This window comes from Rahnella contaminans (genome assembly GCF_011065485.1).
Taxonomy (GTDB): Bacteria; Pseudomonadota; Gammaproteobacteria; order Enterobacterales; family Enterobacteriaceae; genus Rahnella; species Rahnella contaminans.
This window is the reverse complement of the sequence record NZ_JAADJS010000002.1, coordinates 586,801-607,547: the sequence shown is the minus strand read 5'-3', so window position 1 is coordinate 607,547 and position 20,747 is coordinate 586,801. Positions and strand designations below refer to the sequence as shown.

Below are 20,747 nucleotides of genomic sequence, written 5' to 3'. Positions count from 1 at the left end.
TAATGCTGCGCTAATATAGCCGCCAAAACAGAAGTTGCAGGAGCCATAGCTTCCTGCAACTTGAATTATCGGGCTGCTGACGCCAGCAGATTAATGAATCCCACCAATACGGCTTAAACGAACACCGGTCGGCCATTCACCTTCCTGCTTTTTAAAGCTCATCCAGATTGCAGAGGCTCTGCCCACTAAATTCTGCTCTGGCACGAAGCCCCAATAACGGCTATCGGCACTGTTATCACGGTTGTCGCCCATCATGAAATAATGGCCGGCCGGAACAACCCAGGTTCCCAGAGGCTGACCCGGTTGCTGATAATACGCACCCAGTTGGTCACGCGCGCCAGGCACGGTCAGAATACGGTGAGTCACATTGCCCAGCGTTTCATTGCGTTGCACCAGACGAACGCCGTCCTGCGGAACGTTGCCGGTCGGCGGAGTCTCAAAGAAACCGCTGCTTGCTTCGCCTCCAGAAGACTGGCCGAAAGTCTGTACAAAATCACTGGCTGTGCCCGTGTCGTAAGTCACCGCAAGCGCCGTATTGCAACTCTGTCCATTTTCACAGGCAGGCTGAACGGTCACCTGCTTGCTGAAGGGATCATAGGTTACGCGATCGCCCGGCAGCCCCACTAAACGTTTAATATAGTCAACGCTCGGATCACGTGGGTATTTAAATACCACCACATCGCCACGTTTTGGTTCGCCAGTCGGAATAAGCTTGGTCTGAGTGATCGGATCTTTCAGACCATAGGCGTATTTTTCCACCACAATGAAATCGCCAATCAACAGCGTTGGCATCATTGAACCGGACGGGATCTGGAAGGGTTCATAAATAAATGAACGCACCACGAACACGACTAACAGTACCGGGAATACAGAAGCACAGGTTTCCACCCAGCCTGGCTGCTTCGCGACCTTGCTCAGCGTGACGTCGTCAACTGCACCGCCAGTTTCGGCCTTAATTTTAGCAATTTTCGCCCGACGTGCGGGTGCCAGCTTGAAACGATCAAGGCACCAGATAATCCCTGATACCAGCGTTGCAATCGCCAGAATCAGGGCAAACATGTTAGCCATGCATACTCCCTACAACTCAATTAAGGATTTATTTGCTGTCTTTGCCTACGTGAAGAATGGCCAGGAACGCTTCCTGTGGTAACTCAACGTTACCCACTTGCTTCATGCGTTTCTTACCATCTTTCTGTTTCTGCAACAGTTTTTTCTTACGGCTGACGTCACCACCATAACACTTGGCGAGAACGTTTTTACGTAATTGCTTAACCGTCGAACGGGCAATGATGTGAGCACCAATCGCCGCCTGGATTGCAATGTCGAACTGCTGACGCGGGATTAATTCCTGCATCTTCTCAACCAGCTGGCGTCCACGGAACTGTGAGTTGCCACGGTGAGTGATCAGCGCCAGCGCATCCACACGGTCGCCATTGATTAGAACATCAACACGCACCATGTCAGAAGTCTGGAAACGTTTGAAATTGTAATCAAGAGACGCATAACCGCGCGAAGTGGACTTCAGACGGTCAAAGAAATCGAGCACGACTTCCGCCATTGGAATTTCGTAAGTCAGCGCAACCTGATTGCCGTGATAAACCATATTGGTCTGCACGCCACGTTTCTCAATACATAACGTGATCACGCTGCCCAGATATTCCTGCGGCATCAGCATGTGACATTCGGCGATAGGCTCACGTAATTCGAGAATGTTGTTCAGCGCAGGCAATTTAGAGGGGCTGTCGACATAAACGGTTTCGTTACCGGTGGTCAGGACTTCATACACTACCGTCGGTGCGGTGGTGATCAGATCCAAATCGTATTCACGTTCCAGACGTTCCTGAATGATTTCCATGTGCAGTAAGCCCAGGAAACCACAGCGGAAGCCGAAGCCCAGCGCGGTAGAACTTTCTGGTTCATAGAACAGGGAGGCGTCGTTCAGGCTGAGTTTACCCAGCGCGTCACGGAAGTTTTCATAATCGTCAGAGCTGACCGGGAACAGGCCGGCATAAACCTGAGGTTTCACTTTCTTGAAACCAGGCAACGCTTTGTCCGCAGGCTGACGCGCTAATGTCAGGGTATCGCCTACCGGCGCGCCCAGGATGTCTTTGATCGCGCAAACCAACCAGCCAACTTCGCCGCAGTTCAGAATGTCTTTATCAACACGTTTAGGCGTGAAAATACCCAGACGATCGGCGTTATACACCAGTCCGGTACTCATGACTTTAATTTTGTCGCCTTTTCTCATGGTGCCGTTTTTGATACGCACCAGAGAAACCACGCCAAGGTAGTTATCGAACCAGGAGTCGATGATCAATGCCTGGAGCGGCGCTTCCGGATCACCTTCCGGCGGCGGAATATCACGAACCAGACGTTCCAGCACTTCTGGCACGCCAACACCGGTTTTCGCCGAGCAACGTACCGCGTCGGTCGCATCGATACCCACGATGTCTTCGATTTCCTGTGCAGCGCGATCGGGATCAGCGGCTGGCAAATCGATTTTGTTAAGAACCGGAACCACTTCCAGATCCATTTCCATCGCGGTGTAACAGTTTGCCAGGGTCTGCGCTTCGACGCCCTGACCGGCATCGACCACCAACAACGCACCTTCACAGGCGGCCAGAGAACGGGAAACTTCATAAGAGAAGTCAACGTGCCCCGGGGTGTCGATAAAGTTCAGATGATAAACCTGACCGTCTTTCGCTTTGTAATCGAGGGTAACGCTTTGCGCTTTAATGGTGATGCCGCGTTCACGTTCCAGATCCATTGAATCGAGAACCTGCGCTTCCATTTCACGATCGGACAAGCCACCGCAAATTTGAATAATACGGTCTGACAGCGTCGACTTACCGTGGTCAATGTGGGCAATAATGGAGAAATTTCGTATATGCTTCATTATAAAAGTTTTTCTGCCTTGGTATTTCTGAATCATTCGCCATGAACATACAGCGACGGTTTGTAGGTTGGCTGTCTTTCGCCTAAGTCGCAGCATTCTACATGCCAGCACTGGGAAAACCTAGTCTCGGCACACCCTAACTCCAGATTATGCGAGCTTTCCCATCAGGAAGAGGTCAACTTTTCATTTATTTTCATTTGTCACCTTTTTGCGCCTGCCAGCAACGTCCATTAATCCGAGTCGGGAAAATACAAACGCCTTCTGTTTATTTTAGGAAAATGCCCATATACAAAAACAGACACCGCGACTTAATATATTGTTATAAAAAGAAATAACTCTCCCCCAACCTACTTAGGTTTTAATTACTGTCTTCTTTAAACAACTTTTTTATTTTATTTCAATCCGGTCACAAGGTTAGCGATATGATCAATGAAGGGCGGCTGCTCAGTCAGCATGGCTTTGCCAAAGCCAACTCGTGGATCACTCTGGTCCTGTCAGTTCTGTTACTGATCGGCGGCGCGGTGCAAATTGCATTCCTGCTGGCTTTCGGGCATACCGCAGCCGGGCTGCACAGCGTTGTGCTGTCTGCTTTGCTCAGCATTGCGCTGGGGATTGTCCTCATCATGCTAAGACGCTTCATCCGTCCACATCAAATCTATCAGCTGCATGAAAACGGTATTTTAGTTATAAGCCAGACGGATAAAAAGAATCGTTTTATTCCGTTCGAAAGGATTATAGATATATATCGTTTCAGAACCGGTAAATATACACGTCGCATTTTAAACACGATGATATTTCGTGGAGAAAATAGCAAAACCTGGCATCGGATCACGCCAAACATTGCTCATTCCGAGCGGTTAATTGAAGTTATTAAAAACGAACAACTGATGTTTCGTGGTCCGTGGGCATTAAATACATTGGCTCAGGGTGGCGATATTCTTTTTACCCGTCTGCTCAATTCCCGCTGCGGATTTAAACGGTTTATCAGCTCTAACCTTCTGGCAACGCACGAAAAACGAATCAGGTTGAGCGCGCTGATGCTGACCACGGATGAAGGGAAAACGGTGCCGGTTGAAGACATTCAGTTTATCAGCGGTGGCAGCAACAGCCCGCTGATTCGATTGCTGGATAAACACGGCAGGATCCTGTTTTCCGTGCACTATACCTCGCTCTCAAGCGCAGATCTTTTCATCGCGCTGATTGAGCATATGATTCAGAACCGGATACCTGTCAGAAACTAAAAATGCCACTGAATCAAAAGAAACAGTGGCATTTATACGCATCACGAATGGAGAGGTTTTAGCTGTCAGCAGAGTAGCGGAATGCATTCGGTGGTAACCCGACCTGCAAGACCACCGGCTGATAACCAGCTTTGCCGTCGACTTTTGCCGCCAGCGCTTTTGCAATCAGGAAGCCCAATCCACCGCCGAGCACAGCACCAATCACTGCGTACATATCTTCTTTCAGCAGGGCCTGTAGCAACCCGCCGCCAGCAATGACACCAAACAATGGCGTCATATAAACCAAAAATGCCGAACGAAGAAGGCTTCCCTCGGGGATCCCAAGTTCGACTTTCTGACCCGGTTCCAGACGTTCATTGATGCTGACCTGAAGATTATGCTCGGTTTGTGGCCCTAACTCATTCAATACGCGGGCACCACAACCTGAGCGTGAATGGCAGCTACTGCAACCCGCTTGCGTTTCACAACGCAGCGTTGCAATACCATTTTGCCACGAGATAACTGTGGCCCATTCTTTCATCATGTGATCACCCGTTTTTTTAGCCAAAAGTCATTTTGTAGAGAAGACGATACTGTCAGCAATACGTTTGGCAGTTGAAGGTGGCAATTCTCCGACAACAGTAATTTCATTGCCGTTGCGAATTTCTGTCTGCACCGTTCTGCGCCCCTGCCTGATTAACTGCTCAGAGGGCCCGCTGGTCGTAGAGCTGATATTGACGGAGAAACTGAATAATCCATCAGTATACAGACGTGATTCTATCGTGACGGGCATATTTGGCAAGTTTCTGCGACTGCTTGCCACTTCCGTGACACCCGCCGGAAGCCATTTCACCTGCCAGCTAAATTTCGCCTGCTCGGAAGCAGGTAAAGAAAGCACAGGCGGTAAACTTGCTTTTTCCAAATCAGCCAGCATGCCAATGGCTTGCTTTCCATCATCAAAACTGATGACACGGAACTGCTCCAGTGTTTCACCGTCTCTGTCTAACAGATCAACACGCATAGGCAATTTCGTCTGCTCGTCCACCCAGATGACATAGCTGAAACGCGTACCATCCCGCGAAACAACGCGGATCACCTGACTCAGGCGATCGGCAGCACGGGCGCGGCCTACGGCAATAAAGTCGTAGTATTTTGAAAGCAGGGAGAAATCACTGAAAACGATGGAAGGAAGGGAATCAACGATATGATCGCCATCCAGAGTGAAAGGCTGTAACCCGGTCTCAAAGTAACTGATGTCTTTTCCACGCTGGACAATTTCACGACGCGGCCCATCCATCAGAACCAGCTGAGCGAGTAAGACTTCCTTCGAGACAGCATGACGATAGCGAAAGGAGTCAATCCCCTGCTTCGTGATGTTGATAAAACCCATTTCATAATTCAGCGACTGGCTGGCTTTACCCATTTCTTGTAATAACGCCTCGGAAGTCGGTTCTGCCGAGGCGATACTTGAAGAAAGCAGGCTGCCCGTCGCTAAACAAACGGCAAACCAAAATTGCTTCATTACTGCGTTTGCGTTCCTAAAGACTGAGTTCCTGGGACCTGAACAGCAGCTTGCTGCGGCGTGATCGGTTCGAGCTGAAGCTGCTCAGAGTGCAAGCGGCGCTGCAGTTCGTAATCCTGCAACATAGCATTGATGCGTTTACGTTGCTCCTGCACATTTTGTTGCCCGCTGGTGGTATTGCCTTCATTTGGCACGCCGAAGCTCACCGGAGAAGCTTTACCCATCATAGGCAACGTATTGAACGCAGGAGTTTCCGGAGAAGCACCCGTTGCGTCAGGCTGATTGTAGTGCTGCACACCCACAATCACGGCCAGAGACACACACGCGGCCACACCAATCTGGGTCAGCTGGCTCGCCCAAGGACGAACTTTGTGCCAGAAAGGCATTTTCTGCCAGGTATGAGGCTGAGGCTGCGATTCTGTAGCAGAACCCGGCACCAGTTTAACCGGCTCGTTTGCCAGCGCTGCGGCCACACGGTCTGCGATATCCAGATGCACCACATTCCCAATATCACCGCGTAAGGTATCGCGGATCAAATGATAACTCTGCCAGCTTTGCTGAAGCTTATTATCCGTTGATAAAGAACTTAACAGTTCTGAATCAATCGCTTCACCATCCATCAGAGCGGAAAGCTTTTCTTTCTGCATGCCTAAGTACCCTTCCTGTGTCCGTCATCTCTAACGCTGGATGAGCGGTTGAACTTTGTTATCAATTGCTTCCCGGGCACGGAATATACGGGATCTGACCGTACCCACCGGACAATCCATGATGGCAGCTATTTCTTCATAGCTCAGCCCATCTAACTCCCTCAAGGTAATCGCCATGCGAAGATCTTCAGGAAGCGCTTCAATAGTACGGAAAACTATCTGTCGTAACTCTTCAGACAACATCAAGTTCTCTGGGTTCGAAATTTCTTTCAGGGCACCACCACTTTCGAAGTTTTCGGCTTCATTTGCGTCGACGTCACTTGAAGGCGGACGTCGTCCCTGAGCGACCAGATAATTTTTCGCTGTGTTGACTGCAATACGGTACAACCAGGTATAAAAAGCACTGTCGCCGCGGAAAGATTCCAGCGCGCGATACGCTTTAATAAAAGATTCCTGAACCACGTCAGGCACATCGCCCTGTGGCACATAGCGGGATACAAGGCTCGCTACCTTATGCTGGTAACGAACAACCAGTAAATTGAACGATTTTTGATCACCCTTCTGGACCCGCTCAACCAGAACTTGATCGGCTAACTGCTCGCTCATCCGAGGTAAAATCTCCCCAAAACCATCTCCGCGCTTAAAGTCGTACTGCCAGCTTTCATCATTATATTCCTGAGCAAGTACTGCTTGGAGTTCACATGAAACATAAAGTTCCACATCGCCATTGTTTTTTCTATTGAAGTCTCATGCCCGTGGCTTTTTCACGGAGGTTTAGGCTAACATGAATTTCCCTCTTCTTCTGCAAACATCATACGTTATGCAACCTTCATCTGAATTTGTTAGCGATGTATTGATAATCGGAAGTGGCGCTGCGGGCCTTTCTCTGGCTTTGCGACTTGCAGACCACTGTCACGTCACTGTTCTCAGTAAGGGCCCGCTCAACGAAGGCTCAACGTTTTACGCACAGGGCGGGATCGCCGCCGTTTTCGACGAAACAGACAGCATTGCCTCACACGTTGATGACACATTAGTTGCCGGCGCAGGTTTGTGCGATAAAGAAGCGGTGGAATTTATCGCCAGCAACGCACGTCATTGTGTCCAGTGGTTGATCGACCAGGGCGTGCTGTTTGATACCGAAACTAACGCGAGTTCAGAAGAGCGTTATCATCTGACGCGCGAGGGCGGTCACAGCCACCGTAGGATCCTGCATGCTGCTGATGCTACAGGTAAAGAAGTAGAGACTACGCTGGTTGGGAAAGCAAGGGCGCACGCCAATATTTGCGTTAAAGAACGCTATAATGCGGTTGATTTAATTACTTCAAGCAAACTCGGATTACCGGGCACACAACGCGTCGTCGGTGCTTATGTCTGGAACCGTGATAAAGAGCACGTGGAAACACTGCGGGCCAAAGCGGTTGTGCTGGCCACTGGCGGTGCAGCGAAGGTCTATCAGTACACCACGAATCCGGATATCTCTTCCGGTGATGGCGTGGCGATGGCGTGGCGTGCAGGCTGTCGTGTGGCCAATCTGGAATTTAATCAGTTTCATCCGACCTGCCTGTATCACCCGCAGGCGCGTAACTTCCTGCTGACTGAAGCTTTGCGTGGCGAAGGTGCTCTGCTCAAACGCCCTGACGGCTCACGATTTATGCCTGATTTCGATGCACGTGGCGAACTGGCACCGCGTGATGTAGTGGCGCGGGCAATCGACCATGAAATGAAGCGTCTTGGCGCGGACTGCATGTATCTTGATATCAGCCATCGTCCGCCGGAATTCATCAAGCATCATTTCCCGATGATTGATGAAAAGCTGCAAACACTGGGCATCGACCTGACCAAACAGCCAATTCCGATTGTACCTGCTGCGCATTACACCTGCGGCGGTGTCATGGTGGATCAGCACGGGCGTACCGATCTCGACGGTTTGTATGCGATTGGCGAAGTCAGCTACACCGGTCTGCATGGCGCAAACCGCCTGGCGTCTAACTCACTGCTGGAATGTGTGGTGTATGGCTGGTCTGCGGCGGAGGACATCATTAAGCGCCTGCCTCACGCAAAACTGGCGAAAAACATTCCGCAATGGGATGAAAGCCGGGTGGACAATTCCGATGAGCAGGTGGTTATCCAGCATAACTGGCATGAACTGCGCCTGTTTATGTGGGACTACGTGGGAATTGTGCGCACGACCAAACGCCTTGAGCGTGCCCTGCGTCGCATCATGACGCTGCAACAGGAAATTGACGAGTATTACGCCAACTTCCGTATTTCTAATAATCTGCTGGAATTGAGAAATCTGGTACTGGTGGCTGAACTCATCGTCCGCAGCGCACTGGAACGTAAAGAAAGCCGCGGGCTGCACTTCACGCTAGATTATCCCGATTTAGAGGAAAACCCTCAGCCGACAATCTTGCAGCCTTAGTCGCTAAAAAGTGCGAAGGAACGCACTTTAAAAGATACAAAATCCGTCAGTAATTCAGATAAAAATCCGCAATCAGCGCGCAGAACGCTTCGCTGTAAATACCTTCAGATTCCCGTAAATCCAGTTCCACTTCCTCTCTCTCAACGGGCTGCTGCGATAACGTCAGTAACAGGCGGTTAAGGGGTTTTCCCGGACGATCGCGCACGGCCATCCGCCATGCGCTGAACCAGCCCTGCTGATGCGCCAGCGTTTCAAATGCCAGGCCAATGTCATAAGGCAGCACAACACTGAATAATCCTTGCGGCGTAATCAGCTTTCCGGCGCATTCAAGCAGCGATGCGTGTGTGAGGGTTTCGGTATAACGGGCCGCATTTCGCGCTTCATCCCTGCAGGCTACCGCCGATTCAAAATAAGGCGGATTGCTGACAATCAGATCATACTCAGCCGGATGCTGCCGTGCATAATCATTAATATCCTGCGCGAATACAGACAGTCGTTGTGTCCAGATAGATTCGCCAAAATTTTCCGCAGCTTGTTCAGCAGCGGCAGGTTCGAGTTCAACGGCATCAATAGCGGTTTGAGGGTCACTACGCTGAGCCAGCATTATGGCAATAAGGCCGCTGCCGCAGCCGATATCCAGAATGCGTTTAGCCCCGCTGACGGGAGCCGTCGCGCCCAGCAGAACACCATCGGTACCAACTTTCATCGCGCAGCGGTCATGCGCGACGAAAAACTGTTTAAAGGTAAACCCGTTGCGCCGCAAAGGCCGGGCCGAACTGACTTCTTTTGCCACTCATTTCACCGTAATTACGCCGGCCATCAGGCCTCTGAACGAAAACTGTCGTAGCATAGGGTAAAGAGATGTGGAGGAAAAGGCACGTAAACCGCTTAAATAGGTGAAGATCGCGTCTAACACGTCTATAATCGGCGCCCCAAGTAGAGGTAGACCATGACTGTAACCACTTTTTCCGAACTCGAACTCGATGAACGCCTGATTGACGCCTTAGGCGACAAAGGCTATAGCCGCCCGACTGTCATACAGGCAGAGGCAATTCCGCCAGCAATGGACGGACGCGATGTGTTGGGTTCGGCTCCTACCGGCACCGGCAAAACCGCGGCATTCCTGTTGCCAGCCTTGCAGCATTTGCTGGATTTCCCGCGTAAGAAATCTGGTCCTCCCCGTATTCTGATCCTCACGCCAACCCGTGAACTTGCCATGCAGGTTGCTGAACAGGCGCGTGAGCTGGCAAAACATACCGATCTGGATATCGCGACGATCACCGGCGGTGTGGCATATATGAACCACGCCGAAGTATTCAGCGAAAACCAGGATATCGTCGTTGCGACGACCGGCCGTTTGCTGCAATACATCAAAGAAGAAAACTTTGACTGCCGTGCAATTGAAACGCTGATCCTAGACGAAGCCGACCGCATGCTGGACATGGGTTTTGCTCAGGATATCGAAACGATTTCTGCCGAAGCACGCTGGCGTAAACAGACGTTGCTGTTCTCCGCAACGCTGGAAGGGGAAGCCATCCGTGAATTCGCAGAACGCATTCTGACTGAACCGGTAGAAATTGAAGCCGATCCGTCACGCCGCGAGCGCAAAAAAATCCTGCAATGGTATTACCGTGCTGACGATCTGGCGCATAAAACCCAGATGCTCATCCATTTGCTGAAACAGGAAGACGTCACTAAATCAGTGATCTTCGTGCGTAAGCGTGAGCGTGTGCATGAGCTGGTTGCCTGGCTGCGTGAGGCAGGGATTAACTCCTGCTACCTGGAAGGCGAAATGGTACAGGTTAAACGTACCGAAGCCGTGAAACGTATGGTCGAAGATCGCGTTAACGTGCTGGTTGCCACCGATATTGCTGCCCGCGGTCTGGATATTAACGACATCAGCCACGTCTTCAACTTTGACCTGCCGCTGACCGCTGATATCTATTTGCACCGTATCGGCCGTACCGGTCGTGCTGGCCGCAAAGGCACCGCGATCTCCTTTGTGGAAGCGCATGACCATCTGCTGCTCGGTAAAATCGGTCGTTACCTGAACGAACCGCTGAAAGCACGCGTGCTCGAAGGCTTCCGTCCTAAGACCAAAGCACCTAGCGAAAAAGTCACCGGTAAACCCTCGAAGAAAGTGCTGGCGAAACGCAAAGAGAAGCAGAAAGCGGATCAGGAAAAATCAAAGGTGAAAGTGAAAGTTCGCCATCGTGACAGCAAAAACGTTGGTAAGCGCCGCGTTAAACCTGACGCTGCGAAAGACGCATCCAAATAAAGCCTGATTTGATGCAAAGAAAAACCGCCCCGAAAGGCGGTTTTTTTATATCCGTCAATCACAGGAACCTGAAAGGCTCAGCAGCCATTACAGGCTTTCAGTGAAGGTACGGGTAATGACGTCACGCTGCTGTTCAGCAGTCAGTGAGTTGAAACGTACCGCATAGCCAGACACACGAATAGTCAGCTGTGGGTATTTTTCAGGATGTTTCACTGCATCTTCCAGAGTTTCACGGCGCAGTACGTTAACATTCAGGTGCTGACCGCCTTCCACGCGCACGGTTGGCTGAACTTCCATTGGCACTTCACGGTATTCGAATTTGCCAAGATCGCTGACAGCTACGATCTGGTCTTCCGCAAAACCCGCTTTAGCACATACACAACGCGCTTCAGCTTTTTCATCGTCGAGCAGCCAGAAAGAGTTTTTCAGCGCTTCGTTGTCAGTTTTAGTAATTTGGATCCCGGTGATCATATGTTGCCTCCAAGTTGGCTACGATACTGTTAAATGATTGATGTCAGGCCGGACCACAACCTGTTTTCCTGTTGTCAGATATAACAGCAGAGCACCCCGCATTCTTTGATAAATATCAATCTTTTCCGTGTGGGTATTTCCTACCCTCAGCATATTTATGTTTTATATCAATTTTTCCAAGGTGGCCGGTTAAATTATTTTTGTAAATTATCAACAAATTTTGCATAGAACGTTAAGTTGCAGATAAACATCGGTAAAAGCTCACGCGGGTTTCACTCAGCAGGATGAGCAGGTAAGCTACTGCCAGTTTAAAATTACCCTCAAAAGGAGAGCGTCAATGTCCACTACTCTCACCTGGCATGACGTGATTGGTCAGGAAAAAGAACAGCCCTATTTCGTTGATACCTTGAAGTTTGTCGCAGCTGAACGCGCAGCGGGCAAAACTATATATCCGCCACAGCAGGATGTGTTTAACGCCTTCCGCTCCACTGAGCTGGCAGACGTCAAGGTGGTGATCCTGGGTCAGGATCCTTACCACGGTCCCAATCAGGCTCATGGTTTATCTTTTTCCGTACGCCCCGGGATCCCTGCTCCGCCTTCTTTAGTGAACATGTACAAAGAACTGGCCACTGATATTCCCGGCTTCGAACGACCGTCTCACGGCTATCTGCAAAGCTGGGCCGATCAGGGCGTGCTGCTGCTGAACACGGTGTTGACCGTTGAAGGCGGTCAGGCGCATTCCCATGCCAAACTGGGCTGGGAAACCTTCACCGACAAAGTCATAGCCGCGCTGAACGAAAACCGTGAAGGGATTGTGTTCTTGCTTTGGGGCTCTCATGCACAAAAGAAAGGCAACATTATTGACCGCAACCGCCACCATGTTTTGAAAGCACCGCACCCTTCTCCGCTTTCGGCACATCGCGGTTTTCTGGGATGTAAGCACTTCTCGCAGGCGAATGCTTTACTGGAACAACAAGGTCTGGCACCGATTGATTGGGTACCAGCATTACCCGAACAGGCATAAAAAAGAGGCACCCGCGAAGGTGCCTCTTTCGTCATATCAGTCTGTGAAAAACAGAATCAGGCTTTGGCTTTAGAAACCGCAACCATTGCAGGGCGTAACAAACGGCCGTTCAGGGTGTAACCCTTCTGCATCACCATCATCACGTGATTAGGTTCCAGCTCTTCTGATTCCATCATCGTCATCGCCTGATGCAGTTCCGGATTGAAAGGCACGTGGATATCGCTCACCACTTCCATACCGAATTTGCGCACAGCATCCAGCAGAGATTTCAGGGTCAGCTCGACACCTTCAATCAAACCTGCCAGCTCTGAATTGGATTTATCAGCCAGATCCAGAGCACGTTCCAGATTATCGATAACTGGCAACAGCTCACCGGAGAATTTCTCCAGAGCGAATTTATGCGCTTTCTCGATATCTTGCTCAGTACGGCGACGGATGTTTTCCACTTCCGCTTTTGCACGCAGCAGGCTGTCACGCTCACGCTGCTGGAGTTCTTTCAGTTCTGCTTCCAGTTCTGCAATACGTTCATCGCGCGGGTCAACGACATCTGCCGCCTGAGTTTCCGCTTCCGCATGCAGCTCTTGTTCCTGATTCAGTTCTTCAGAGACTTGCTCGTCAGGTGTCTTATGTTCTTTACTACTCATGAATCTCTCCGCGTTTTAGCATTAATCTTGCTAGTTGGCTTATTATGGGGATCAAAACCGGGGTTTCAAGGTTTGGTTTTGAATGAAACCGGTCATAATGCAGGTGTCATCACACCCTGCTGAGGATAACCACAGCGATGAATAAAAAATTTGAGTGCATTGGGATCGTCGGGCACCCACGCCATCCTTCGGCACTTGCCACCCATGAAATGCTTTACCATTGGTTAATCTCAAAAGGTTATCAGGTCGTCGTTGAACGGCAGGTGGCACAGGATTTAGCCCTGGAAGGCGCACAAACCGGCAGCCTGGCGGAGATTGGCAAACTGGCCGATCTTGCCGTTGTAGTTGGCGGTGACGGTAATATGCTGGGCGCCGCGCGCGTTCTGGCACGCTATGACATCAAAGTCATCGGCATTAACCGCGGTAATCTCGGTTTTCTGACCGATCTTGATCCGGATAACGCCCTTCAGCAACTCGATGATGTTCTGCAGGGCGAATACATCAGCGAACAGCGTTTCCTGCTGGAGGCCATGGTACGCTGCAAAGACCAGCAATGTCGCGTGAGCACGGCCATTAATGAAGTCGTTCTCCATCCGGGGAAAGTCGCGCACATGATTGAATTTGAAGTCTATATTGACGAAAAATTCGCCTTCTCTCAACGCTCCGACGGTTTGATTATTTCGACCCCGACCGGTTCTACCGCCTATTCTCTTTCAGGTGGCGGCCCTATCCTTACACCGACGCTTGAAGCTATCGCGCTGGTGCCAATGTTCCCGCACACGCTTTCCGCGCGCCCGCTGGTCATCAATAGCAGCAGCACCATTTGTCTGCGTTTTTCACATATGAGCAATGATCTGGAAATCAGCTGTGACAGCCAGATCGCCCTTCCCATCCAGCCGGGTGAAGAAGTGGTGATCCGCCGAAGTGAATTCCATCTCAACTTAATCCATCCAAAGGATTACAGCTATTTCAATACATTAAGTACCAAACTTGGATGGTCAAAAAAACTCTTCTGATTTGATAAAAATAGTTCGCCAGCCCCTTTACTGTATATAAAACCAGTTTATACTGTATGTAATTACAGGTCTGTTGTTATGTACAGGAAGGTGATCATGCTGGCGCAATTAACTATCAGTAACTTTGCCATTGTCCGTGAATTAGAAATCGATTTTCATGCCGGTATGACGGCAATCACCGGCGAAACCGGTGCAGGTAAATCCATTGCTATTGACGCACTGGGCCTTTGCCTGGGCAACCGCGCCGATGGCAGCATGGTTCGCCTTGGCGCAAGCCGTGCAGATATTTGCGCTCGTTTCACCCTTGCCGATACACCTTCCGCAAAACACTGGCTGGCCGATAATCAGCTGGATGAAGGGCATGATTGCCTGCTGCGCCGCACGATCAGCAGCGATGGTCGCTCACGTGGCTTTATCAACGGAACGCCTGTGCCGTTGTCCCAACTGCGCGAACTGGGCCAGCATCTTATTCAGATTCACGGCCAGCACGCCCATCAGCTTCTGCTCAAACCTGAGCATCAGAAAGACCTGCTCGATGCATATTCAGACCAGCCTTTGTTACTGGCAGAAATGCGAACCGCTTACCAGAACTGGCACCACAGCTGCCGCCAGCTGGCACAATATCAGCAGCAGATGAATGAGCGTGAATCACGCCGCCAGCTCCTGCAATACCAGTTAAAAGAGCTCAATGAGTTTTCCCCTCAGCCGGGTGAATACGAGCAAATTGATGAAGAATATAAGCGTCTGGCAAACAGCGGACAGCTGTTGTCTCTCAGCCAGAGTGCTCTGTATTTGCTGGCCGATGGTGAAGAACAGAATATTGTCAGCATGCTCTACACCGCCCGTAATCAGTTAACTGAACTGGCTGAACTCGACAGCAAAATGAACGAGCTGATCATTATGCTGGATGAGGCCTCGATTCAGGTTAGCGAAGCCAGCGACGAACTGCGTCATTACAGCGAACGTCTGGATATGGATCCAAACCGCTTGTACGAACTGGAACAGCGCCTGTCCCGCCAGATGAACCTCGCACGTAAGCATCATGTCAGCGCTGAAGAGCTGCCAGAATTGCATCGTCAGTTACTGGAAGAACAAAAGGCACTGGATGAGCAGGAAACGAATCAGGCCGAGCTTAGCGAAGCGGTACAACGTCATTATCAGAAGGCCGTGACCATTGCCGAACAACTTCACGAAAAACGCCAGTATTTTGCTGATGAATTAACTCAACTGATCACGCAAAGTATGCAGGCACTGTCCATGCCGCACGGTAAATTTAAAATTCAGGTTCAGTTCGAACCTGAACATCTAAGCATCGAAGGTGCGGATCGCCTGGAATTCCAGGTTACGACTAACCCGGGCCAGCCTCTTCAGGCGCTGGCTAAAGTGGCATCCGGCGGTGAGCTGTCGCGTATCGCTTTGGCGATTCAGGTCATTACTGCACAAAAAATGGAAACTCCGGCACTGATCTTTGATGAAGTGGACGTCGGTATCAGCGGACCAACTGCCGCAATTGTCGGCCGCCTGTTACGCCAATTGGGTGAATCGACACAAGTAATGTGCGTAACTCATCTACCTCAGGTTGCAGGATGTGGTCATCAGCATTATTTTGTCAGCAAGGAAACCGACGGCGAAGTGACAGAAACCCAAATGAATCGTCTTGATAAGAAGGCGCGTTTGCAGGAACTGGCACGCTTGCTGGGCGGAAGTGAAGTCACCCGAAACACGTTAGCCAATGCAAAAGAGTTGCTCGCAGCGTAAAAAGCTCAACTTTTTTACATTTAAGCGGTCATACAGGTGCCCCGCAAAGGTTTCAAACTGATGAAAGGTCTATTATCATCGGCATCTTATGCCCTAAAGGAATGTAATGACTATGCGCTGTAAAACGCTAACTGCCGCCGCTGTAGCTCTTCTAATGCTTACTGCGGGCTGTTCCACTCTGGAAAAGGTGGTTTATCGGCCTGACATCAATCAGGGGAACTACTTATCTCCTGCTGATGTACAAAAAATTCATACCGGCATGACTAAGCAACAAGTTGCTTATGTTCTTGGCACGCCGATGTTGCACGACCCGTTTGGCAGTGATGTTTGGTATTACGTGTTCCGTCAGGAGCCAGGTCATGAAGGTATAACTCAGCAAACATTAACGCTGACCTTTAACCAGGGTGGCGAGTTGACCAACATCGATAACAAACCGAAGTTGAGCGATCAGCAATAAATCGCCCGGGTGTGATGGTCGTTGGTAGCTACCAAAAATCATCTTTCAGGGTAAAAAAATAAGGCGCCTCAGGCGCCTTATTTTTTTGAACGTTCGGCACGAATACGCCGCAGCTCTTTCGGATCCGCAATCAGCGGCCGGTAAATTTCAATCCGATCACCGTCGCTCACCGTGTCCACCAATTTTACGGGCCGGCTGTAAATCCCCAGCTTGTTCTTCTTTAAATCAATGTCCTGACGCAGTTCAAGCAAGCCAGAAGCAATAACCGCCTGTTCAACATTGCTGCCTTCTTCCAGTTTGACGGTTCTCAGGTACTGACGTTCTGGCAACGCATAGACCACTTCAACGCGGATTTCAGGCACTGTAGACCTCTTTTGCACGTAAAGTGAACGCCTGAACCATGCTTCCTGCCAGCTCTTTGAAGATTTTACCGAACGCGAGCTCAATCAGCTTATTCGTAAATTCGAAATCCAGACTGAGCTGAACTTTGCAGGCTTCAGGGCTCAGTTCGATGAAATCCCATCCGCCGGTTAGCTTCCGGAAAGGGCCATCAACCAGCTGCATATCAATACGTTTATTGCTTATCAGCGTATTTTTCGTGGTAAACGTTTTACTGATGCCTGCTTTAGAAACATCGACAGCGGCTGTCATCGACGTGTCACTGTTTTCTAAAATCCGACTGCCGGTACAACCGGGCAGAAATTGCGGGTAAGCATCGACATCATTAACCAGGGTGTACATCTGTTCCACGCTGAACGGCACAAGCGCAGAACGACTTATCTGTGGCATATCATTTTCCAGGAGTCATAAAACGTACAGATAATACCATTTATCTGCGCGGTAATAAAAACTACGAAGCATAGCGCGCCACAAACAGGAAAAACATCTGACTCTGACCGCGTGGGGATTTCATTCGGCATCGCTTACAGTATAATAAGTGTCACTATGACAAAGAAAAAAGCACATAAACCCGGTTCCGCGACTATCGCGATGAACAAACGCGCTCGCCATGAATACTTCATCGAAGATGAGATCGAGGCGGGGCTTGCTTTGCAGGGATGGGAAGTCAAATCGATGCGCGCTGGAAAAGCAAACATCACTGACAGCTATGTCACATTCCGCGACGGTGAAGCCTTTTTATTCGGCGCAACCATTCAACCTCTCAACGTGGCGTCAAGTCATGTGGTTTGTGATCCGACCCGCACAAGAAAATTACTGCTGAACAAACGTGAGTTAGAAACGCTGTTCGGTAAAGTGACACGCGATGGTTACACCGTCGTCGCGCTTTCTATGTACTGGAAAAATGCCTGGTCGAAAGTGAAAATCGGCCTGGCAAAAGGTAAGAAAGAGCACGACAAGCGCGATGACATTAAAGATCGTGAATGGAAAGTAGACAAAGCACGTATCATGAAGAACTCAAACCGCTAAGTCTCTGGCTTAACATACAGTTTTTCTGATATACTGCTAAATAGTACTTGGGGCTGATTCTGGATTCGACGGGATTTGCGAAGCCCAAGGAGCATGCCGAGGGGCGGTTGGCCTCGTAAAAAGCCGCAAAAAAATAGTCGCAAACGACGAAAACTACGCCCTAGCAGCTTAATACCCTGCTTAGAGCCCTCTCTCCCTAGCCTCCGCTCTTAGGACGGGGATCAAGAGAGGTCAAACCCAAAAGAGATCGCGTGGACACCTTGCCTGGGGTGAAAGCGTTAAACCCAATCAGGATAGTTTGTTAGTGGCGTGTCCATCCGCAGCTAACCGGCGAATGTAAAGATTGGACTAAGCATGTAGTGCCGACGGTGTAGTAATTTCGGACGGGGGTTCAAATCCCCCCAGCTCCACCAAATAATGATCCGGTTATTACCAGATAAGTCCGGAGAAGTCCTGAAAGCCCGCATCCCTTCTAGGTTTGCGGGCTTTTTTGTGTCTGTAGAAGTCCGAGATGATCCGCCTGAAACCGGCGTCTATTGGTATACGAATTGGTATACGCTAAGATATATACCAATAAACGTATACCAATTAGGGAAGATCCTTGCATGACGGTGACGGACTCTTTCTCCTGGTCAAAACCACCGGCAAGAAAATTTGGCGTTTCCTCTATCAGGTTCCTAACACATCAAAACGCACCATTGATCTGCCTTGGCGCTTATTCTGCACGTTCACTGGCTGATGCCCGAGAAGTGCACAAAAGGTTTCGGTTATTACCAGATACGCAAAGAAAGCCGCACCCCGCAAGGGTTTGCGGCTTTTTTATTGCAACATCTCCATTGAGTCATCGCAGTCTATCCTTTTGTTTTTCATCTATAACACGATATTTATCTCATCCATTTCTGCGGATAGTCGTTTTCCATAGCGGCCGGTTATCTTATTGCGGCCATCTTCGACTATTGCCCGTTTTGCGCAGATGTTTGGCGCTTGACCCTGACTTATTGAATCGTCATATTCGAAATATGAAAGCATCACTTTTACCCTCGCCTTTAGCTGCGGGGGTTTGTTTTTTTGGCACCATCAGGAGATTACTTGTGAAGAAAAAAATACTGCTGTGCCTTCTGGCGCTGGCGGCTACCAGCGGTTTTGCACAGGCTGAAACAACATTGCGTTTCGGCGTAGATCCGTCGTTTCCCCCTTTTGAATCCAAAGCACCGGACGGTAAGCTGATCGGTTTTGATATCGATCTGGGCAACGCAATCTGTCAGCAGGCTCAGGTTAAATGTGAGTGGGTTGAAACCGCGTATGACGGAATAATTCCTGCCCTAAATGCTAAAAAATTTGATGCCGTACTTTCCGCCATGTCTATGACGCCAAAACGCAAAACACAGGTCACTTTCTCCGACATGCTTTATCACGTTCCCAGTGTGCTGATTGCGAAAAAAGGTAGTGGCCTGCAACCGACGGCGGAATCGCTGCAAGGCAAAACCGTCGGCGTCGCTCAGGGAACTACGCAGGAAGCGTATGCGCAAGGCGAATGGCAGAAGAAAGGCGTGAACGTCGTATCCTATCAGAATCAGGATTTCGTGAATCAGGACCTGGCCTCTGGCCGTATCGACGTGACATTGACTAACGCGGCGGCAGCCGAAACCGGCTTTCTGAAAACGCCTGAAGGCAAAGATTATGCCTTTGCTGGCAAGCCGTTAAACGACACCCGTTATCTGGGCGAAGGAACGGCTATCGGGCTGCGTAAAGATGATCAGGCGCACCTGACACTTATCAATAATGCGCTGGCAGAAATCCATAAAAACGGGACTTACCAGACGTTGGAAAAGAAATACTTCACGTTTGAGGTCTACACCAAAAAGCCGTAATTCCTTTCATCAGGCCGCATGTGGCTAACCATGCGGCTCAATATTTGCGGGATGGATTCCAATACCACCTGCCAGAAACTGCAATGCAGAAGATTGTTTTCGTGAACCTCCGCAATCCTCAAACCTTTCCGTTTCACTGATCCGGCTATCAGCCTAAAGTCAGCCTCACCGATAAACGTTATCCGAAAAGGTTACACCAACATGAGATCCGCCGACGTCTGCCTAAGTGCCAGCAAAGCTTCATCACGGATATCCGTGTCCGTAATGATTGTGTCGATTTTTTCCATCGGCAACACCAGGTTATATCCGCGACGGCCAAACTTAGTCGAATCAGTGACAACGACAACCCGCTGAGCAGCGGCAGCCATAATGCCGCTGATGCTGTAGCCCTCATTAAATGTGGTGATGCCTGTTGCGGCGTCCAGACCGTCCGCGCCCACAAACATCAGATTGGCGACGATTCCCTGCAAGGCATATTCCGTAATGTTTCCATGCAAAGAGCGTGTTTTATGCCGCAACGTTCCACCACAGACCACCAGCGTGATATCGGGGTTTTCAGATAAAACAAACGCAGCTGGCAGATTGTTCGTGATAACGGTGATGTCGCCTGATTTTACCAGCTCTTCCGCCAGCAACATGGTTGTGCTGCCACTGTCGAGAATGACGGTATCTCCGGGTTTTACCAATCCTGCCGCAGCCTGAGCTATACGTTTTTTAGGATCACTGGCCTGCAAATAACGTTCTTCAAGCACCATTTCATCTTGCGGCAATCCCGTCAGATCGGCCATCGAAGCGTCGCGTTTCGCCGCGCCGCCATGAAAACGCGTCAGAGCGCCCTTTTGTTCCAGTAGACCCAAGTCAGAACGGATTGTTACTTCAGAAACGTCGAAAGAACTCGAAAGCTCGGCGACCATGACGGTGCCGTTTTGATTCACTAAATCAATGATTTTGTTACGTCTATCATAAGTATTCATGATTAAGGATCCGAAAGACTGTATTGCGGACAGTGTAAACAAAAGGCGTCATTAAGAGGAGAAAAAAATACCGACATTGTGAAACGTGATATCACCTTGCCCGCCAGGCTTTGATTGCT

Annotated in this window: 21 protein-coding genes, 1 other RNA gene and 1 pseudogene; 11 read left to right on the top strand and 12 right to left on the bottom strand. The window is 49.9% G+C overall.

All coding sequences use genetic code 11. The features are described from left to right. Positions 1–90 precede the first annotated feature (90 nt). On the bottom strand, positions 91–1,068 hold the full coding sequence (gene lepB / locus GW579_RS11920) for a signal peptidase I (protein ID WP_165059253.1): 978 nt from the start codon (positions 1,066–1,068) through the stop codon (positions 91–93). A 28-nt stretch (positions 1,069–1,096) separates the two neighbouring features. Then, entirely contained in the window at positions 1,097–2,896 is a 1,800-nt protein-coding gene (gene lepA, locus GW579_RS11915) for a translation elongation factor 4 (RefSeq protein ID WP_165059251.1), read from the bottom strand. 422 nt (positions 2,897–3,318) lie between these two features. Here lepA and GW579_RS11910 point away from each other — a divergent pair, with 422 nt between their 5' ends. Further along, the gene (locus GW579_RS11910) at positions 3,319–4,137 is read left to right on the top strand and encodes a hypothetical protein (RefSeq protein ID WP_165059249.1); all 819 of its coding nucleotides are present in this window, start codon (positions 3,319–3,321) and stop codon (positions 4,135–4,137) included. Between the two features lie 58 nt (positions 4,138–4,195). On the opposite strand, the gene rseC is transcribed toward GW579_RS11910, so the two are convergent. The 4 genes from rseC to rpoE are packed head-to-tail and all read right to left on the bottom strand — an operon-like array spanning position 4,196 to position 6,891. Beyond that, on the bottom strand, positions 4,196–4,660 hold the full coding sequence (rseC, locus tag GW579_RS11905; protein WP_152327813.1) for a SoxR-reducing system protein RseC: 465 nt from the start codon (positions 4,658–4,660) through the stop codon (positions 4,196–4,198). Positions 4,661–4,687: 27 nt separating this feature from the next. After that, on the bottom strand, positions 4,688–5,638 hold the full coding sequence (rseB, locus tag GW579_RS11900) for a sigma-E factor regulatory protein RseB (protein WP_165059247.1): 951 nt from the start codon (positions 5,636–5,638) through the stop codon (positions 4,688–4,690). After that, positions 5,638–6,285: an anti-sigma-E factor RseA gene (gene rseA / locus GW579_RS11895; RefSeq protein WP_152327811.1), complete on the bottom strand. Its 648-nt coding sequence runs from the start codon at positions 6,283–6,285 to the stop codon at positions 5,638–5,640. Before rseA ends, rseB begins: the two co-directional genes overlap by 1 nt. Before the next feature lie 30 nt (positions 6,286–6,315). Beyond that, positions 6,316–6,891, bottom strand: coding sequence for an RNA polymerase sigma factor RpoE (gene rpoE / locus GW579_RS11890; protein WP_101075416.1), 576 nt, complete (start codon positions 6,889–6,891; stop codon positions 6,316–6,318). Positions 6,892–7,105: 214 nt separating this feature from the next. On the opposite strand from rpoE, the gene nadB reads away from it, so the two are divergent. Beyond that, positions 7,106–8,707 (top strand): L-aspartate oxidase, encoded by a 1,602-nt coding sequence (gene nadB / locus GW579_RS11885; RefSeq protein ID WP_206738866.1) that lies wholly within the window; start codon positions 7,106–7,108, stop codon positions 8,705–8,707. A gap of 46 nt (positions 8,708–8,753) precedes the next feature. Here the strand turns inward: nadB and trmN are convergent, their stop codons facing one another. Beyond that, positions 8,754–9,500 carry a tRNA(1)(Val) (adenine(37)-N(6))-methyltransferase TrmN gene (gene trmN / locus GW579_RS11880; RefSeq protein ID WP_165059243.1) on the bottom strand — a complete coding sequence of 249 codons (747 nt, stop codon included), beginning with the start codon at positions 9,498–9,500 and terminating at the stop codon, positions 8,754–8,756. A 156-nt stretch (positions 9,501–9,656) separates the two neighbouring features. Here trmN and srmB point away from each other — a divergent pair, with 156 nt between their 5' ends. Continuing rightward, a complete protein-coding gene (gene srmB / locus GW579_RS11875) occupies positions 9,657–10,985 on the top strand; it encodes an ATP-dependent RNA helicase SrmB (RefSeq protein WP_095924878.1) in 1,329 nt (442 codons plus the stop codon). A gap of 87 nt (positions 10,986–11,072) precedes the next feature. On the opposite strand, the gene grcA is transcribed toward srmB, so the two are convergent. After that, on the bottom strand, positions 11,073–11,456 hold the full coding sequence (grcA, locus tag GW579_RS11870; RefSeq protein WP_112288177.1) for an autonomous glycyl radical cofactor GrcA: 384 nt from the start codon (positions 11,454–11,456) through the stop codon (positions 11,073–11,075). Positions 11,457–11,793: 337 nt separating this feature from the next. On the opposite strand from grcA, the gene ung reads away from it, so the two are divergent. Continuing rightward, a complete protein-coding gene (gene ung / locus GW579_RS11865; protein WP_165059241.1) occupies positions 11,794–12,480 on the top strand; it encodes a uracil-DNA glycosylase in 687 nt (228 codons plus the stop codon). A gap of 56 nt (positions 12,481–12,536) precedes the next feature. On the opposite strand, the gene grpE is transcribed toward ung, so the two are convergent. Continuing rightward, positions 12,537–13,124, bottom strand: a complete 588-nt coding sequence (gene grpE, locus GW579_RS11860) for a nucleotide exchange factor GrpE (RefSeq protein WP_165059240.1) — start codon at positions 13,122–13,124, stop codon at positions 12,537–12,539. Positions 13,125–13,261: 137 nt separating this feature from the next. Here grpE and nadK point away from each other — a divergent pair, with 137 nt between their 5' ends. From nadK to bamE, 3 genes are all read left to right on the top strand, one after another. Beyond that, positions 13,262–14,140 (top strand): NAD(+) kinase, encoded by an 879-nt coding sequence (gene nadK / locus GW579_RS11855; RefSeq protein WP_165059238.1) that lies wholly within the window; start codon positions 13,262–13,264, stop codon positions 14,138–14,140. 96 nt (positions 14,141–14,236) lie between these two features. Then, positions 14,237–15,898 (top strand): DNA repair protein RecN, encoded by a 1,662-nt coding sequence (gene recN, locus GW579_RS11850; RefSeq protein ID WP_165059236.1) that lies wholly within the window; start codon positions 14,237–14,239, stop codon positions 15,896–15,898. Positions 15,899–16,010: 112 nt separating this feature from the next. Next, entirely contained in the window at positions 16,011–16,355 is a 345-nt protein-coding gene (bamE, locus tag GW579_RS11845) for an outer membrane protein assembly factor BamE (protein ID WP_165059234.1), read from the top strand. Positions 16,356–16,432: 77 nt separating this feature from the next. Here the strand turns inward: bamE and GW579_RS11840 are convergent, their stop codons facing one another. Next, positions 16,433–16,717, bottom strand: a complete 285-nt coding sequence (locus tag GW579_RS11840; protein WP_165059232.1) for an RnfH family protein — start codon at positions 16,715–16,717, stop codon at positions 16,433–16,435. After that, on the bottom strand, positions 16,710–17,144 hold the full coding sequence (locus tag GW579_RS11835; RefSeq protein ID WP_152327803.1) for a type II toxin-antitoxin system RatA family toxin: 435 nt from the start codon (positions 17,142–17,144) through the stop codon (positions 16,710–16,712). The genes GW579_RS11840 and GW579_RS11835 overlap by 8 nt, the downstream gene beginning before the upstream one ends. Before the next feature lie 156 nt (positions 17,145–17,300). On the opposite strand from GW579_RS11835, the gene smpB reads away from it, so the two are divergent. From smpB to GW579_RS11820, 4 genes and pseudogenes are all read left to right on the top strand, one after another. Next, complete coding sequence (gene smpB, locus GW579_RS11830) at positions 17,301–17,783, top strand: SsrA-binding protein SmpB (RefSeq protein WP_101075405.1); 483 nt, start codon at positions 17,301–17,303, stop codon at positions 17,781–17,783. A 49-nt stretch (positions 17,784–17,832) separates the two neighbouring features. Further along, positions 17,833–18,196, top strand: a transfer-messenger RNA (tmRNA) gene (ssrA, locus tag GW579_RS11825). Positions 18,197–18,381: 185 nt separating this feature from the next. After that, positions 18,382–18,535 (top strand): annotated as a pseudogene (locus tag GW579_RS23820) (integrase arm-type DNA-binding domain-containing protein); the annotation flags it as partial. Positions 18,536–18,874: 339 nt separating this feature from the next. Then, the gene (locus GW579_RS11820) at positions 18,875–19,654 is read left to right on the top strand and encodes an ABC transporter substrate-binding protein (protein WP_165059231.1); all 780 of its coding nucleotides are present in this window, start codon (positions 18,875–18,877) and stop codon (positions 19,652–19,654) included. 191 nt (positions 19,655–19,845) lie between these two features. On the opposite strand, the gene GW579_RS11815 is transcribed toward GW579_RS11820, so the two are convergent. Continuing rightward, positions 19,846–20,628, bottom strand: a complete 783-nt coding sequence (locus tag GW579_RS11815; protein WP_165059229.1) for a DeoR/GlpR family DNA-binding transcription regulator — start codon at positions 20,626–20,628, stop codon at positions 19,846–19,848. Between the last annotated feature and the right edge of the window lie 119 nt (positions 20,629–20,747).

Excerpts from the sequence above, each read along its gene's own strand:
- lepB (WP_165059253.1), bottom strand. The coding sequence starts at position 1,068 with ATGGCTAACATGTTTGCCCTGATTCTGGCGATTGCAACGCTGGTATCA.
- lepA (WP_165059251.1), bottom strand. The coding sequence starts at position 2,896 with ATGAAGCATATACGAAATTTCTCCATTATTGCCCACATTGACCACGGT.
- GW579_RS11910 (WP_165059249.1), top strand. The coding sequence starts at position 3,319 with ATGATCAATGAAGGGCGGCTGCTCAGTCAGCATGGCTTTGCCAAAGCC.
- rseC (WP_152327813.1), bottom strand. The coding sequence starts at position 4,660 with ATGATGAAAGAATGGGCCACAGTTATCTCGTGGCAAAATGGTATTGCA.
- rseB (WP_165059247.1), bottom strand. The coding sequence starts at position 5,638 with ATGAAGCAATTTTGGTTTGCCGTTTGTTTAGCGACGGGCAGCCTGCTT.
- rseA (WP_152327811.1), bottom strand. The coding sequence starts at position 6,285 with ATGCAGAAAGAAAAGCTTTCCGCTCTGATGGATGGTGAAGCGATTGAT.
- rpoE (WP_101075416.1), bottom strand. The coding sequence starts at position 6,891 with ATGAGCGAGCAGTTAGCCGATCAAGTTCTGGTTGAGCGGGTCCAGAAG.
- nadB (WP_206738866.1), top strand. The coding sequence starts at position 7,106 with ATGCAACCTTCATCTGAATTTGTTAGCGATGTATTGATAATCGGAAGT.
- srmB (WP_095924878.1), top strand. The coding sequence starts at position 9,657 with ATGACTGTAACCACTTTTTCCGAACTCGAACTCGATGAACGCCTGATT.
- grcA (WP_112288177.1), bottom strand. The coding sequence starts at position 11,456 with ATGATCACCGGGATCCAAATTACTAAAACTGACAACGAAGCGCTGAAA.
- ung (WP_165059241.1), top strand. The coding sequence starts at position 11,794 with ATGTCCACTACTCTCACCTGGCATGACGTGATTGGTCAGGAAAAAGAA.
- grpE (WP_165059240.1), bottom strand. The coding sequence starts at position 13,124 with ATGAGTAGTAAAGAACATAAGACACCTGACGAGCAAGTCTCTGAAGAA.
- nadK (WP_165059238.1), top strand. The coding sequence starts at position 13,262 with ATGAATAAAAAATTTGAGTGCATTGGGATCGTCGGGCACCCACGCCAT.
- recN (WP_165059236.1), top strand. The coding sequence starts at position 14,237 with ATGCTGGCGCAATTAACTATCAGTAACTTTGCCATTGTCCGTGAATTA.
- bamE (WP_165059234.1), top strand. The coding sequence starts at position 16,011 with ATGCGCTGTAAAACGCTAACTGCCGCCGCTGTAGCTCTTCTAATGCTT.
- GW579_RS11835 (WP_152327803.1), bottom strand. The coding sequence starts at position 17,144 with ATGCCACAGATAAGTCGTTCTGCGCTTGTGCCGTTCAGCGTGGAACAG.
- smpB (WP_101075405.1), top strand. The coding sequence starts at position 17,301 with ATGACAAAGAAAAAAGCACATAAACCCGGTTCCGCGACTATCGCGATG.
- GW579_RS11815 (WP_165059229.1), bottom strand. The coding sequence starts at position 20,628 with ATGAATACTTATGATAGACGTAACAAAATCATTGATTTAGTGAATCAA.